The sequence below is a fragment of the Martinezella hainanensis genome (genome assembly GCF_900094555.1).
Taxonomy (GTDB): domain Bacteria; phylum Pseudomonadota; class Alphaproteobacteria; order Rhizobiales; family Rhizobiaceae; genus Rhizobium; species Rhizobium hainanense.
In genome coordinates this window covers 86,530-101,707 of record NZ_FMAC01000008.1, presented here as the reverse complement: position 1 = coordinate 101,707, position 15,178 = coordinate 86,530, and the positions used below count along the sequence as shown (strand labels likewise).

Sequence of the window (15,178 nt, the reverse complement as noted above, 5' to 3'; positions counted from 1 at the left end):
CCTCAGTTCGAGGATAGCACCATGGACCAATAAGGCCTGTCGCCGGAAGAGGGGGTGGACGCAAGCGCGACGCCAAGCCCATCATATTTGCCGAGCATGTTGTGCAAATGCTTCGGCGAATTGATCCAGGCCGTCACCGCGGCATTCACGTCGTGCTGTCCCTCGGCAATGTTCTCGGCTGCCGGCAGCTTGACGCCGCTTGCCTTGACGCGCTTGCCGAAATCGTCGCCGAGGCCGATCAGGTGTTCCATCTTGCCGGCATCCGCCATACGCCGGGCCTGATAGACGGCGGCGGCACTGGCGGCCGTGTCGATTTTCAGGGGCGGCAGGCCGTTCTTGGCGCGCAGTGCATTGACGAGCGGCAGGGCCGAGGCGGTCTGGTCGCTGGCCGGTATATTGGAAACATGGGTCGGCGGCGTCGCACAGCTTGCGACTGATGCGGTGAGCGCAAGGGCGGCTAGCCGCAACGCATCGCGGCGCGTTAAGGTCAGGGTCTGGGAGGTCATGTCAGCTGCGGTGATTGAACAAACGAAGTATGATGAAGACGGGAATGACAATGGATGCGCCGAGCAGCACATAATCACCGAACTCGCCGAGCGCGGCAAAGCCGCTATGCCAGAGATCGGTGAGGAAGCGGCGGACGCCATAAAGGAAATCGAGCGGCCGCCAGCCGAAGAATTTCATCACGAAGCCGACGACGAGCGACACGATGACGAGCTTCACCAGCGTTCGGCCCGGCGAGTCGCCAAGGAATCTGTTCACCTGATCGGACATTCTGACGTCTCCATAATGGCAGTCGGTCGATGTTGAAATAGGGCCGGGACCTGCGACTCGCAAGCATTTTTGCCCGGCTTACACTCCAAACTGAAGCACTTCCAGGAAAAGTGCGCAGCGGTTTTCCATCCAGAATGCGGAAAGAAACAAGGCAGAGCCCTTTCGCGATTCGAAGAAAAGCGGAAGTGCTCTTGCGCCTGCCTGAAATAGGACTTGAGTTTTTTTATGGCCGCGTTCAAAGGCGAGCGTCAAACAGGATGAAACCCATGCTGCCGAGCCAGCTTTCCTCCGGCGATGTCATCGCCGACCGTCGCGCCGATTATGCGAAGATGCTTGCCGAAAGCGGCGAGCCTGCAAGCGCTGCCGAACTGATGGAGCAGGCGCTGGAGCTGGTTCCTCGCTGGGCGGCAGGCTGGTTCACGCTTGCGACCTATCGCGAGAAGGCCGGCGATGCGCAAGGCGCGATCGCCGCGCTGAACGAGGTGCTGGCGCTCGATGAAGGTGATGTCTTTGGCGCCCGCCTGAAGCTTGCGGTTCTCGGCGGCGCTGAGGTGCCCGATCGGCCGCCGAGCCTCTATGTTGAGCGACTGTTCGACGACTATGCCGATCGCTTCGAAACCTCGCTGGTCGAGAAGCTCGGCTATACCGTTCCCGGCAAGCTCGCGGCGCTGATTGCCGAGACTGCCGGTATCCCGAACCATTTCCGCCTCGCCGTCGATCTCGGCTGCGGCACGGGGCTGCTCGGGCCGGAAATCCGCGCGCGCGTCGATCGGCTCGAAGGCTACGATCTATCGAAAGGCATGCTTGCCAAGGCGGCCGAGAAGAGTGTCTATGACTATCTCGGCCAGGCCGACCTGTCTCTGGAGCCGGATCTCTCTGGCGTGTTTGAGGAAGGGCTTGCCGCCGGCCGCGCGGATCTGGTGACAGCTGCTGATGTGCTGATGTATCTCGGCAATCTGCAAGGCGTGATGGCGATCGTGCGCAAGCTTTCGACTGATGACGCAATCTTCGCCTTTTCCGTCGAGGATGCGCAACAGCCGGACGGTTACGTGCTGCGCGATTCCCTGCGGTTCGCCCACTCCGAGGCCTATGTCAGAGAAATTTTGGCCGCCCACGGCTTTACGGTGCTGGATCTCACCCGCAGCGTCATTCGCATGGATGGCGGAAAACCGGTCCACGGCATTCTGTTCATTACCCACAAATCGGCCTGACGATTGCGAATCTTGCGAATTTAAAATAGGTCAGCATTGCTTACGTATTTTCGCTTGATTGTTATCGGCGCTTTCAGCAAAAGGCCTGGAAACCCAGGGGAAAGCACATGGCGAACGCAAAGAGCGCATTTGGCGTCTGGAATACTTCCGCGACCCGGCATTCGTGGATTGAGGATGTTCAGGGCATCGTCTCCGGCAGTCTGATTTCGTCGCTGGGGCTGTTCTGCCTCTCGAGCGCCGGCCTCTTGACCGGCAGCACCGCCGGGATTGCCTTCCTTCTGCATTATGCGATCGGCGTGAATTTCGGCCTGGCCTTCTTCGTGGTCAATCTGCCGTTCTTCTATCTGTCGCTGAAGCAGCTCGGCACGGTCTTCACCGTCAAGACCTTCATCGCCATCACGTTGACCTCGCTGCTGACCAATGTGCAGCCGTTGCTCTTCGATGTCGCGCATATCAATGCGCTGTGGTCGGCGCTTCTCGGCGGCATCCTGCTCGGCTTCGGGCTGCTCGCGCTCTATCGTCATCGCGCCAGTCTCGGCGGCGTCGGCATTCTGGGGATTTATCTGCAGGAACGTTTTGGTGTCAGGGCAGGGCTGGTACAGCTGGCAATCGATCTATGCGTGCTTGCTGTTGCTTTCGCGGTGACCACACCTCCGGTGGTCATCTGCTCTGTCATCGGCGCAATCGCGCTCAACCTCTTCGTCGCGATCAATCATCGCTCGGATCGCTACATAGCGCTGTAAAGCTGAGGCTTACTGCTTGCGGGTCTCGTCGGATTCGACGATCGCAGCTTCGTGATACCAGCTGTCGAATGCAGCCGTCGCAATGGTCGGGCCGATATCCGGGGTGAGGTTCACCTTCGGACGCTGGCTGACCGCCGTGGAGCGGGCCGTGACGGGAAACTGATAGATCTTTGCGGTTTCGTGCCGGGTACCGATTGCCATTCGTTGTCTCTCCCTTTTTGGTGTTCAAGCGGGCGCGCTTCAAGAGACAGCTCATATATAGCAAAGCCGAAGGCAAAGATCACCATTCCGCTTAAAAAAAATGCTAAATGATGAAATTATAGGCAATTCGACAATCGTGCGGTCGATGCCGTTTCTTTGATCTGCTGGTTTTCTGATCCATTCCCGGGGACGACAAGCCTGCGACATCTTGTCAGCTCCGTTGGAACGACGCAGGCGATTTGAAAAAGAATCCGATGGTTGGCGCCCGGAAATCTTGCCCGAACATGACTGATTCATAAAAATCTCGCCTGACGAGCCAGGTGTCGATGCGATTTGGCACGGCAAATGCATCTCCCTCGGCAGCCGTTCGTAGTGAGGAATTTTCCGGCGGGCGCGCCGGCCAAGTTTTCCTACTTCGCCTGATTAACTGTTATGAGGTGCGTAATGACGAAGTTTAAGCTCGAGTACATCTGGCTCGACGGATATACCCCAGTACCGAACCTGCGCGGTAAAACGCAGATCAAAGAATTCGACGCATTTCCGACGCTCGAGCAGCTTCCGCTTTGGGGCTTCGATGGTTCGTCGACGATGCAGGCCGAAGGCCGCAGCTCCGATTGCGTGCTGAAGCCCGTCGCCATCTATCCGGACCCGGCCCGTACGAACGGCGCGCTCGTCATGTGCGAAGTCATGATGCCGGATGGCGTCACCCCGCATGAATCCAACAGCCGCGCGACCATCCTCGACGATGAAGACGCATGGTTCGGCTTCGAGCAGGAATACTTCTTCTACAAGGACGGCCGTCCGCTCGGCTTCCCGGAATCCGGCTACCCGGCTCCGCAAGGCCCGTACTACACCGGCGTCGGCTACAAGAACGTCGGCGATGTCGCTCGCGAAATCGTTGAAGAGCACCTCGACCTTTGCCTGGAAGCAGGCATCAACCACGAAGGCATCAATGCCGAAGTGGCCAAGGGTCAGTGGGAATTCCAGATTTTCGGCAAGGGCTCCAAGCGCGCCGCCGACCAGATCTGGATGGCTCGCTACCTGCTGCTGCGTCTGTGCGAAAAGTACGGCATCGACATCGAGTTCCACTGCAAGCCGCTCGGCGACACCGACTGGAACGGCTCCGGCATGCACTGCAACTTCTCCACCAAGTTCATGCGCGAAGTCGGCGGCAAGGCCTATTTCGAAGCGCTGATGGCTCAGTTCGACAAGAACCTGCACGACCACATCGCGGTTTACGGCCCGGACAACCACATGCGCCTGACCGGCAAGCATGAAACGGCTCCGTGGAACAAGTTCAGCTACGGCGTTGCCGACCGCGGCGCTTCGATCCGCGTTCCGCACTCGTTCATCAAGAACGATTACAAGGGCTACCTCGAAGATCGTCGTCCGAACTCTCAGGGTTGCCCCTACCAGATCGCTTCCCAGGTCCTGAAGACCATCTCGGAAGTCCCGACGGCTGGCTTCGGTTCGGTTGCTGCCTAAACATTGAATATGGCGTCGGTCTTCCGGATCGACGCCATAATTGTATCTGGCGTATAATTCGAGGATTGGCCGTAGCGTTTGAGCTTGCTGCCGTGCGGCGTCTCTTCCGCCAATCGTATCTATCTCGTCAGGATGCCTTGCTGGCCGCATCCACCGGATGCTGCGAACGGAAGCCGACGGCAAGCCGGTTCCAAACGTTGATCGCGCCGATCGCAACGGTGATCTTGACGATATCCTCTTCGCTGAAATGCTGCTTCAGCGGTTCGAAATCCGCATCCGGAATGCCGGTCTGGGCAATCTTGGTGACCGAATCGACCCAGCGCAGCAGGGCGCGTTCATGGTCGTCGTAAACGGGCGATTCCCACCAGACGCACATCAGGTTGATCCACTGTTCGCTCAAGCCATCGTGGCGGGCCTCCTTCACATGCATGTCGACGCAATAGGCGCAGCCATTGATCTGCGAGGCGCGAAGCTTGATGAGGTGGATGAAGCGGCGCTCCAGGCCGCAGGTCTGGACGAAGTTTTCCAGGGCGGACACGGCCTTGTAGGACTCCGGCGAGGCCTTTGCGAAGTTGAAGCGGGGGTGCATGGTCTTCTCCTTGGGTTAAGGTCTTTGGGATTCGATTTTTGTCTTGCGCTCATGAAGCGCGAGGAAGGCGCAGCCTCTGGCGGCAATCCCTCCATCCTCATCCGTCTCCGTCAGGTCGGTCAGGATGTCGGCGATGCTGGTCTTCGCCAGTTCCGCCCGATAGGCGCGTTCGGCCGCCAGCATGGCGATATTGATGCCGCAGGGCTTGGCGAAATAGCGCCCCGGCAAGGGGTTTGGCCCGCGCTGGCGGATTTCGGCGCAACGAAACGCCGGTGACGGGCCTTCCGCCGCGAGCACGATATCGAGCAGGGTGATCGCCTCCGGCTTGCGCGCCAGCCGATATCCGCCCTTCGGCCCGGGTACCGTGCGGAGAATGCCGGCGCCCGAGAGCGCCTGCAGATGCTTCAGAAGATAGCTGACCGAAACGCCATGATACTCCGCAAGCGACGCCGCCGAAAGCACACCACCATCTGACAAGCCTGCCAGCATGGCAACGCAGTGAATGGATTGTTCGACGCCGTCTCCGAGCTTCATCTTCGTGCCTTTCTAATCATGGATAATTTTTATCCGCGATTATGGTGAGAGTCAAGTCCCTGGGAAATGGGGCTGGAAGTAAGCGGCGTTCGGAATATGCCGAGCCATCAACGCCCCCTCTGTCCCTGCCGGGACAGAGGGGGCGTACTCTCCGAAAACGCCAATGCCAACGATGCGCTCCGCTTCCTATCCTCCACATTTCGATTACATTTACCCCGTGGACCACATCGACGCTGCACACCCTCTTGCCTTGCCTGCCCCTTTCCTCCGCTGGTTTGCGGAAAAGGGCTGGCAGCCCCGCGCCCATCAGCTGGAATTGCTTGCCCGCGCCGAAGCAGGTGAAAGCACGCTGCTGATTGCGCCGACTGGCGCAGGCAAGACGCTCGCCGGCTTCCTGCCGTCGCTGACGGACCTCACCCGGCGCGGCAAGATCCCGCCCGGCTCGGGCTTCACCGGCATCCATACGCTCTACATTTCACCGCTGAAGGCGCTTGCAGTCGATATCGAGCGCAACCTGATGAAGCCCGTCTCGGAAATGGGTCTGCCTGTATCGGTCGAGAACCGCACCGGTGATACGCCGAGCGGCAAGCGGCAGCGGCAGAAGCTCAATCCGCCCGATATTCTGCTGACGACGCCGGAGCAGGTGGCGCTGCTGCTCGCCAATCGCGAGGCCGAGCGCTTCTTCAAGGATCTGAAATACATCGTCTTCGACGAGCTGCATTCGCTCGTCACCTCCAAGCGCGGCCATATGCTGTCGCTCGGCCTTGCTCGCATCCGCAAGCTGGCGCCGCGCGTCCAGACCATCGGCCTTTCGGCGACGGTTGCTGACCCCATGGACCTGCAGAAATGGCTGGTGGCGCAAGAGCCGGGAAAGGAACGCCATGCCGGCCTCGTCATCGTCGAGGGGGGCGCCAAGCCGGATATTTCGATCCTGTCGACGGAGGAGCGCATCCCCTGGTCCGGCCACTCCGCCAAATATGCGATCCCGGATATCTATCGCGAGCTGAAGGCGCATCGCACGACGCTCCTTTTCGTCAACACGCGCTCGCAGGCCGAAATGCTGTTTCAGGAGCTGTGGTCGGCCAATGACGATAACTTGCCGATTGCGCTTCATCACGGCTCGCTCGATGCCGGCCAGCGCCGCAAGGTGGAAGCGGCCATGGCGGAAAATCGGCTGCGCGCCGTCGTCGCCACCTCGACGCTCGATCTCGGCATCGACTGGGGCGATGTCGATCTCGTCATCCATGTCGGCGCGCCCAAGGGTGCCAGCCGCCTTGCCCAGCGCATCGGCCGCGCCAATCACCGTATGGACGAGCCGTCGAAGGCGATCCTGGTGCCGGCCAATCGCTTCGAGGTCATGGAATGCCAGGCGGCGCTGGATGCCAATTACATCGGCGCGCAGGATACGCCGCCGATCGGCGCCGGCGCGCTCGATGTGCTCGCCCAGCATGTGCTCGGCATGGCGTGCGCCGAGCCCTTCGACATGCTGGAGCTTTATGATGAGGTGCAGAGTGCCGCTCCCTATGCCGAGCTTTCCTGGGAAACCTTCGAGCGCATCGTCGATTTTGTCGCCACCGGCGGCTATGCGCTCCGGACCTATGAGCGCTATGCCCGCATCCGCAAGACGGCGGATGGGCGCTGGCGCGTCTCCAATCCTCAGGTCGCCCAGCAATATCGCCTGAACCTCGGCACGATCGTCGAAGAGGCGATGCTGAACATCCGCCTGGTGAAGCGCAATGCGCTGGGCTCACTTGGACGAGGCGGCGCACCGCTCGGCAAGGTCGAGGAGTATTTCGTCGAGCAGCTGGCACCCGGCGACACCTTCCTCTTTTCCGGCAAGGTTCTGCGCTTCGAAGGCATTCGCGAGAGCGAGTGCCTGGCGTCGCAGGCCTTCTCGCTGGACCCGAAAATCCCCTCCTATGCCGGCGGCAAGTTTCCGCTCTCCACCTACCTCGCCGATCAGGTGCGGGCGATGATTGCCGATCCCGACCGGCGGCACCGCCTGCCGGACCAGGTGCGCGACTGGCTGGAAATTCAAAAAGAGAAGTCGCTGCTGCCGAAGCGCGACGAATTCCTCATCGAGACTTTCCCGCGCGGCAGCCGCGCTTACCTCGTCGCCTATCCGTTCGAGGGCAGGCTGGCGCACCAGACGCTCGGCATGCTCCTGACCCGAAGGCTCGAGCGCGCCGGCGCCAAGCCGATGGGCTTCGTCGCGACCGATTACTCGCTCGGCATCTGGGGATTGGAGGATATGGGGCTGATGATCGCCAACGGCCATCTCAGCCTCTCCGACCTCTTCGACGAGGATATGCTCGGGGACGATCTCGAAGCCTGGCTCGACGAATCCTTCCTGTTGAAGCGCACCTTCCGCAATTGCGCCGTGATTGCCGGCTTGATCGAGCGCCGGCATCCCGGCAAGGAAAAGACCGGCCGGCAGGTGACCGTTTCGGCCGATCTGATCTATGACGTGCTGCGCAGCCACGAACCCGACCATATCCTGCTGCAGGCAACGAGGCAGGATGCGGCGACCGGGCTTTTGGATATTGGCCGACTTGCGGATATGCTGAAGCGAATCAAGGGCCATATCACCCATCGCGCGCTGGATCATATCTCCCCGCTCGCCGTACCGGTGATGCTGGAAATCGGCAAGGTGCCGGTGCCGGGCGAGGCGCACGATTCCCTGCTTGCGGAAGCGGCTGACGATCTGATCCGCGAGGCGATGGAATAGGTATGATCCCGTGAGATCATGCGAAATGGACGACGAAGGTAGACGATCAAGGTGATGCACCGCTTGGCGCTGGCGCGAGACATGAACGGACAGGGAAACGGTGCGACGGCCACGTCAGGCGTCGAGACCGCCGTTCAGGGCGTTGCCGCCGTCTGCGATCCCCTCGGCGCGCTTTATCTGCCCGATGCCGGCATTCTCGTCGTCTCAGATCTGCACCTGGAGAAGGGGGCGGCTTTCGCCCGCCGCGGCATGATGCTGCCGCCCTATGATACGCTGGCGACGCTCACCGTTCTTTCTGCCGTCATCGGCCGCTACGATCCGAAACTCGTGGTTTCGCTCGGCGACAATTTCCATGATCGGGTCGGATCGCAGCATCTGCCGGAAGAATTTCGCAGCCTCATCGTCAATATGGCCCGCGGTCGCGAATGGATCTGGATCAACGGCAACCACGATCCGGATGGCACGGTCGATCTCCCCGGCCACTCGGTCGATGAGATGCATTACGGCGGCCTGACCTTCCGTCACGAACCGAGAGCGGGGCAGCAGGCGGGCGAGATCGCCGGCCATCTGCATCCCGCCGCCACCGTCCGGCGTCGGGAAAAATCGGTGCGCCGCCCGTGCTTCGCAACGGATGGCGCCCGGCTGCTGATGCCGGCCTTCGGCGTGATGACCGGCGGCCTCGACCTGCGCCACAAGGCCATGGCCGGCCTCTTCGCGCGGGAAAGCCTGATCGCGCACCTGCTCGGCCGCGACCGCATCTACTCTGTCCGCTTCGGCAATCTCTCGGCTTAGAGCATGTCGCGCAGAGGTGTGCAGCGGCTTTTCGTCTGCAATTGCGCGATCATTTTCAGGCGACTTTCACCGGCTCGCATCGCAGAGCCACCGCACCATGCTTGACCGAAGCCTATCTTGAGATCGTCAATCGCCGGAAAGGCGGCTGATCAGTTCTTCCGGAAGATGAAGCTCGCGCCCCAGCCGGTGACGAGGGCCAGCAACACGGAGAAAATGCCATAGGTAATCGGCCGCTGATGTGCCGCATCCGTGATCATCTGCTCGATGCCAGTCTTGATGACCCGCAGCGGCAGCGATTTCTCGCTCAGGAACTTGCCGCTCTTGAAGAGATAGGCACGTACCGTATGCACCCCGTTCGGCACATCGGCCGGGACCCTGAGCGTCGCCTTGAAGAGCGACGAGCTGACGAAGCGGACGCCGGCGGGATCGCTCTCATAGAGCCCGCCTGACTTCTGCAGGCGCCGGAAGGCGTCGCGGAATTCCGGAACATCGCCGACATTGCCGACGAAGCCAATGGGCGCCAGCGGAATATGGTCGACGCCGATGCCGCGATCGCTGAGCTCGAGCGGCGTGGTGATGTTGTCAACGGCGCGCGTGCTCGACAGCGAATAGGCTTCCGGCACATGCTCGAACGTCATCGAGCGGGTGTTAACCCATATGCCGAAGACGCGCTCTTTCCGGCGCACCGTTGCGTTTTCGCGCGGGCCTTCCAGCACAACGACAATGTCATACTGGCCGATCGCCAGAAGCAGCTGGTCGGTATTGGAAAGTGCTCCGAAAATCGTCAGATCCGCGCCGGTGAAATCCGAGGTGATAGCGATCTCGCTCGTCGAGGTGCCGATCTCCATCGTCTCCCGCGCCGTGGTCGAAGTCGTCGGCTGATCGAGCAGCACCTGCGCCTGCGCGGAGAACGGAGTGAGCAGCAATGCGGCGGCGAAAAGCAGTCCGGACATTCTCATCGGCTCACCCCTTCCATGATGACCGAGTAGATGTCGGCGGGGGTGATTACGAGTGTAACGACGAGGCGAAGGCCGACGGCAAGGACGAGGAGGCCGAGGAGCGCACGCAATTGTTCGCCGCGTAGCTTCTGGCCGACGCGTACGCCGTATTGTGCACCGATGACGCCGGCTACCATCAGCAGGAAGGCCAGGATGATGTCGACGGAATAGTTGGTGGCTGCCTGGACGATGGTCGTGAACGCGGTGACGAAAATGACCTGGAAGAGCGAGGTGCCGACGACCACATTGGTCGGAACGCGCAGCAGATAGATCATGGCAGGCACGAGGATGAAGCCACCGCCAATACCCATCGGCGTCAGCATGCCGACGAAGAAGCCGAGGCCGATCACCGGAATGGCGCTGAGATAGAGCTTGGACTTCTTGAAACGCAGTTTTAACGGCAGCCGCTGTACCCAGTTATGATGGCGCGGCTTGCCGGTTGCCGGAGGCAGTTTGCCGGCCGCGCGGCGCATCGCCCGCACACTTTCCCACAGCATCAGCGAACCTACCGTGCCGAGCAGGAGCACGTAGATCAGCGAAATGATCAGGTCGATCTGACCGAGCCTTCGCAAAAGCACGAACAGCCAGAGGCCAAACGTCGCCCCTGCCAAACCGCCGGCAAGTAGGATCGCGCCCAGCTTCAGGTCGAGCGAGCCGCGGCGAAAGTGGCTGAGCGCGCCCGATACCGAGGAGGCGACGACCTGATTGGAGCCGGTGGCGACGGCAACGACCGGCGGGATATTGTAGAAAATCAGAAGAGGCGTGATGAGAAAGCCGCCGCCAACGCCGAACATGCCGGAGAGAAACCCTACGGCTGCCCCCATGCCGAGAATAATGAAAATATTCACCGACAATTCTGCGATCGGCAGATAGATCGTCACGCCTTGTTCCCATTTGCAGGCTTTTTCGGCGCGGTGACCGAAGCCCATTTCCCCTTAAACGGCGGATTCTAATCTGAAATCATTGCCAGAGCCTTAGGAAAGGTCGCACTGCCACAGTTTTCGAATTGCCGGTTTTACTTTAATCCGCGTTTTTCCACTTTTCTGTGACGCTGCATAGCGGCGTGGCCGGCACCGGCAGGGGATGCGGCAGTCTTGAGCTTCCTAAACAAAATGCCGGCGTCGTCGCGCCGGCATGTCGATTGATGGCTTTCACACGAGATCCTGGCCCTACTTGTTGCGGGCGAGCAGCTCCTTGACGACCTGATCGGTGACCCGTCCGTCTGCCGGCAGACCGACAGACTTCTGGAAGCTCTTCAGGGCGGTGACCGTCTTGTCCCCCATGGCGCCGTCGGGCGCGCCAGCGTCGAAGCCATTCTTGTTGAGGATGGCCTGAATGTTGCGGATCGCCTTCTTCATGTCGATGGAGGCTGTGTTCACGCCCTTGCCGGTGGTCCATTCGTCGGGGACGTCGGTGCCGTTGGTCTTCGGGTCGGCCGGCTGCACTTTCCAGAGGTCGACCTTGGCGCGGGCGCTTTCGAGATCGGCCGGCTTCATGGCGTTGGCGACTTCGTCACGTTTCTGGGCGGCGTCCTTGTCGCCGCTCTTTGCGGCGATGGCGAACCATTTGTAGGATTCCTGCAGGTCCTGTTTCACGCCGTTGCCGCGCGCATAGAGGATCGCGAGGTTGAACTGGCTGTCGGAGACGCCAAGATCGGCGGCGCGGATGAACCAGTTTGCCGCGCTATCGTAATCCTGCGGTCCTGCTGTACCCGAGGCGTAGAGAACCGCGAGATTGTGCATGGCGCTGGCATTGCCCTGGTTGGCCGCCTGCTCGTAATACTGCTTGGCCTTGACGAGGTCGCGATCGACACCGTTGCCTTTCTCGTACATGCTGGCAAGGCGGTACTGTGCGGGCGCGTAGCCCTTGTCGGCCGAAAGCTGATACCAGCTCGCTGCCTGCTTCATGTCGGCCGCAACGCCGCGACCATCCGTATAGCGGGCGCCGATTTCGAAGAGCGCAACCGGATCGGCCGATTTGGCGGCGGCGACGAGCGACGGCGGCTGGATGCCGTCAGGCACCGCAATCTCCGGTGCTGCCGGTGCGGCGGCAGGAGTTGCGGCGGCCGTATTGTCCGTCTGAACAAAGGCGGTGGCCTGCTGTGTGGGTGCGCTGCCGGCAGGGGCCAGGGCTTCGCTTGCCGTCTGGTTGCCGTCGAGCGGGGTCGCTGCCGTCAGGCGATCATTTGCCGGAGCGGCGGCGGAATCGGTGGCTGTGGGCGCGGGCTGGGCTTCCGCCGTCTCCGTCGTGGAGGCCGAGGGTGCAGCGGCCTGATTTGCAGCAGGCTGCTGATTGCTGGCGACGGGGTTCGCATTGGCGACGACGGTATTGGTGGCGGCGCTGTCCGCAGGCGCGACCATCGTCGACACTTGGGCTGGGGGCGGTGCTTTCTGACCCCGCGTCAGTGTGTTTGCCAGCGGATAGGCCATGATGGCGAGCATGATGGCGCCTAATGCAAGCAGGATCGGCCGGCGGAAGCGCGAGAACGCGCCGCCCTTCTTGGCGTCCTTCTTGGAGGCAGGAGCCGAGCGCTGCGTCTGGTCGACTTCCATGGCGGCGGCCTGCGCCGCGCGTCGGGCGGCCGCAATATAATCGGCCCGCTCGTTTTCGGTCGGTTGACGGGCATTTCCGCTCCGCGACGTGTTCTGGCTGGCGCGCACGCGCTCCAGGATCTTCTTGATGTCAGGCGCGCCGGAACCCGGTTCCAGCAGCTCGTTGGCCTCTTCGCCGGGCATCACGTCGGCGGGATCGATCGACGGAGCCTGCTCGATGACGGGGCGGTCCGGCGGAAAGATCGGCTCGGCCTTTTCCGGCATGAAGAAACGCTTGCCGAGGCTGGCAAACAGGCTGGTCTTGCCGCTCTTCTTGGCAGCAGCCTTGATTTCAGCCTTCGTATTGGCGTCGATCGCCTGTGCGACCGCGACTTCGGCGGAAACCGAGGCATCGGCGGGCGCAACCGTGCGGATGATGGGACCAGCTTTCTGCTGTGCTGCCATCGGCGGCTTCAACGCCGGAGCATCCTCTTCGGCGAAGACGTCGCTTTCGAAGGCTGCGGCCGGCATGGCGGGTGCCGGCCGGCGCTGTTCCATGTGGTCGAGCCGGTCGGCGATTTGAAGCAGCGTGTCGTGCAGCGCCTCGAACGTGCGGTGCGTGCGTTCGTCGCTGGCGCGGCTGAGGTCTTCGAGATGGCGGAGGTCCTCGGCAAGCGCCGTCAACGCGGCCATGTCGGCCGGCTGCGCACCGTGGCCCATGCCGCCTTCGCGCGAATAGGCTTCGACGACGGTTTCCGCCGCATGACGGGCCGCCTCGATGATGTATTCGTCGTTGGTCGCCATATAGTCTTCGATCGCACTCATCCGGCGATCGAAATCCGGGGGCAGATGATCGGCAGCGGCCCGCGGCTCGGCAGTCAGCAATGTCGAGAGATGGGCGATCTGCTCTTCAAGATTGCGCAGCGCCTGCGTATCCGTCGGCGGTGCTGCGGTGCTCGCTTCCAGCCGGGCCGCGATGTCGGAGAGGCGGCCTTCGAGCCGGCGCGCCATGCTGTCGTCAAAGCTTGCAGCCGACGCTGCCGGATGGAAATCGATCTCGTCGATGCGGCGGGCGAGATAATCCAGCCGGTCCGCCATGGCGTTGCCGACCGAGCCATGTTCCAGCGCGTCGATCTTGTGGGAGATATCGGCGAGATAGGTGACGAGTTCCGGCTGCGGTGCGGCCTTCTGCGACCGCTCCATCAGATGCGAAAGCTGATCCAGCCGCTCTTCAAGGCGGGCGACGGCCTTGGCGCTGCCGAGTTCATCGATGCGCATGGCAAGCGCTTCGAGACGGCCTGAAAGATCGTCGGCGGGCTGGCGGCGGCCCGCATCGCGGCTCATCAGGTCGATCTGGTCGGCAAGGCCGCTGAGGCGTCCTTCCAGCCGCTGCATGGCCTGGTCTTGCGGCTGCATCATCGAGCCGAGGCTTTCCATCGCGGTTGCGATCGTCAGCAGCTTGGTTTCCAGCGCGTGCACGGCCGGGCTGTCGTTCATGCCGCCGAGATGCTGCTTGATGTCATCGAGGCGATAGGCCAGCGAAACGAGCTCGTCCTGCAGGCCCGACGTGTCGATAGCCTTCACCTGGCGCTCGACATGGTGCAGCGACTCTTCACGGGCGAGACCGTCCATCAGCGAGCGTAGCTCGTCGAACTCGGCTTTCAGACCAATGGTTTCCGGCTGGCCGGCGAGCTGGTTGATGCTGTCGGCAAGCCGGGCCATGTCTTCGCGGACATCGGCGACGAAATGCTTGTCCTCTGTGTTTTCGCGGATATCGCGGATTTCGGCGCGCAGTGCGGTGACTTCGCGGGTCACGCTCTCGGCGATGTCGCGCTTGAGATCCTGACGAAGGTTGACGAGTGCCTGGGCGATATCGACCGGGGCTTCGGAGGCGACAGCAGCGCGCATCGGCTGGCGCTGCGGGTAGTTGTCGACGGGGCGCCGCACTGGTTGCGGTTCCGCATGCGCGATTTCCTCGCGCCGCGCCTGCAGACGCTCGCGGTTCGCTTCCAGCGTGCGCTGGCGCTGACGGATTTCGGCAAGCGGGTCGGAGCGAAGATCACTTTCCTGCCGATCGTTGCGCAGCGGGCGCTCATAGGGGCGACTGGCATGCTGCTCGCGTTCGGGGCGGGGCGGCATCCGCTCCGGTGCGGCTCGCTCGGGGGCAGGCGCATAGCCGACAGCGACGCGCTGGCGTGTATCGCGCGCGGCGGCGGTTCCCATCAGCCCTTCGATGCGTGCCTCCAGCCCCTCGATCGTGCGGCTCAGAGCATCCAGCGACGTCCAGTCGCCCGTACCGGTAGGATTTGATCGCGATCCGCTCATATCTTTTGCTCGCCTTGAACTATGGACCACCCCGGGCCGTCATGCTGACGGAAGAAGACGTTGCTGCATCGCCGCCCTGTCTGCATCCCGCCGTTCGGAAAGGGATAAATGTATTGGCTTTCCTCAAACGAAGCCGCAAAACCAGCGCGCGATCCAAGCATAAGTTGAAGAAACGCGAAGCACTGCTGCTCAACTCGTACAATTCACGAAACGTGGTAAACAACTCGTTAAGTTTGGCGGAAATCTTTAACCTTTTATTTCGGTTCT

General features: G+C 61.7%; 13 protein-coding genes. 5 read left to right on the top strand and 8 right to left on the bottom strand.

The window, feature by feature from the left end:
- Window positions 1–2 precede the first annotated feature (2 nt).
- Together GA0061100_RS23790 and GA0061100_RS23785 are read right to left on the bottom strand one after the other, a co-directional pair.
- Window positions 3–506: a CAP domain-containing protein gene (locus GA0061100_RS23790; RefSeq protein ID WP_075855276.1), complete on the bottom strand. Its 504-nt coding sequence runs from the start codon at window positions 504–506 to the stop codon at window positions 3–5.
- Between the two features lies 1 nt (window position 507).
- Entirely contained in the window at window positions 508–774 is a 267-nt protein-coding gene (locus tag GA0061100_RS23785; RefSeq protein WP_075855275.1) for a DUF6460 domain-containing protein, read from the bottom strand.
- Window positions 775–1,040: 266 nt separating this feature from the next.
- On the opposite strand from GA0061100_RS23785, the gene GA0061100_RS23780 reads away from it, so the two are divergent.
- Together GA0061100_RS23780 and GA0061100_RS23775 are read left to right on the top strand one after the other, a co-directional pair.
- Window positions 1,041–1,985: a class I SAM-dependent methyltransferase gene (locus GA0061100_RS23780; protein ID WP_075855274.1), complete on the top strand. Its 945-nt coding sequence runs from the start codon at window positions 1,041–1,043 to the stop codon at window positions 1,983–1,985.
- Between the two features lie 107 nt (window positions 1,986–2,092).
- Window positions 2,093–2,728, top strand: coding sequence for a YitT family protein (locus GA0061100_RS23775; protein ID WP_075855273.1), 636 nt, complete (start codon window positions 2,093–2,095; stop codon window positions 2,726–2,728).
- Window positions 2,729–2,737: 9 nt separating this feature from the next.
- Here the strand turns inward: GA0061100_RS23775 and GA0061100_RS23770 are convergent, their stop codons facing one another.
- The gene (locus tag GA0061100_RS23770; protein WP_075855272.1) at window positions 2,738–2,929 is read right to left on the bottom strand and encodes a DUF2735 domain-containing protein; all 192 of its coding nucleotides are present in this window, start codon (window positions 2,927–2,929) and stop codon (window positions 2,738–2,740) included.
- 444 nt (window positions 2,930–3,373) lie between these two features.
- On the opposite strand from GA0061100_RS23770, the gene GA0061100_RS23765 reads away from it, so the two are divergent.
- Window positions 3,374–4,414 (top strand): glutamine synthetase beta-grasp domain-containing protein, encoded by a 1,041-nt coding sequence (locus GA0061100_RS23765; protein WP_075855271.1) that lies wholly within the window; start codon window positions 3,374–3,376, stop codon window positions 4,412–4,414.
- A gap of 127 nt (window positions 4,415–4,541) precedes the next feature.
- On the opposite strand, the gene GA0061100_RS23760 is transcribed toward GA0061100_RS23765, so the two are convergent.
- Window positions 4,542–5,003, bottom strand: coding sequence for a carboxymuconolactone decarboxylase family protein (locus tag GA0061100_RS23760; protein ID WP_075855270.1), 462 nt, complete (start codon window positions 5,001–5,003; stop codon window positions 4,542–4,544).
- Between the two features lie 15 nt (window positions 5,004–5,018).
- Window positions 5,019–5,537 carry an RrF2 family transcriptional regulator gene (locus GA0061100_RS23755; protein ID WP_075855269.1) on the bottom strand — a complete coding sequence of 173 codons (519 nt, stop codon included), beginning with the start codon at window positions 5,535–5,537 and terminating at the stop codon, window positions 5,019–5,021.
- Between the two features lie 163 nt (window positions 5,538–5,700).
- Between GA0061100_RS23755 and GA0061100_RS23750 the strand changes: the two genes are divergently transcribed.
- Together GA0061100_RS23750 and pdeM are read left to right on the top strand one after the other, a co-directional pair.
- Window positions 5,701–8,265, top strand: coding sequence for a ligase-associated DNA damage response DEXH box helicase (locus GA0061100_RS23750; protein WP_244557937.1), 2,565 nt, complete (start codon window positions 5,701–5,703; stop codon window positions 8,263–8,265).
- 54 nt (window positions 8,266–8,319) lie between these two features.
- A complete protein-coding gene (gene pdeM, locus GA0061100_RS23745; RefSeq protein WP_075855268.1) occupies window positions 8,320–9,057 on the top strand; it encodes a ligase-associated DNA damage response endonuclease PdeM in 738 nt (245 codons plus the stop codon).
- A gap of 149 nt (window positions 9,058–9,206) precedes the next feature.
- Here pdeM and GA0061100_RS23740 read toward each other — a convergent pair whose 3' ends face one another.
- The 3 genes from GA0061100_RS23740 to GA0061100_RS23730 form a co-directional block, all read right to left on the bottom strand.
- Entirely contained in the window at window positions 9,207–10,016 is an 810-nt protein-coding gene (locus GA0061100_RS23740; protein ID WP_075855267.1) for a TIGR02186 family protein, read from the bottom strand.
- Complete coding sequence (locus GA0061100_RS23735) at window positions 10,013–10,936, bottom strand: sulfite exporter TauE/SafE family protein (protein WP_075855480.1); 924 nt, start codon at window positions 10,934–10,936, stop codon at window positions 10,013–10,015. The genes GA0061100_RS23740 and GA0061100_RS23735 overlap by 4 nt, the downstream gene beginning before the upstream one ends.
- 288 nt (window positions 10,937–11,224) lie before the next feature.
- Window positions 11,225–14,911, bottom strand: coding sequence for a peptidoglycan-binding protein (locus tag GA0061100_RS23730; RefSeq protein ID WP_075855265.1), 3,687 nt, complete (start codon window positions 14,909–14,911; stop codon window positions 11,225–11,227).
- Window positions 14,912–15,178: the final 267 nt, after the last annotated feature.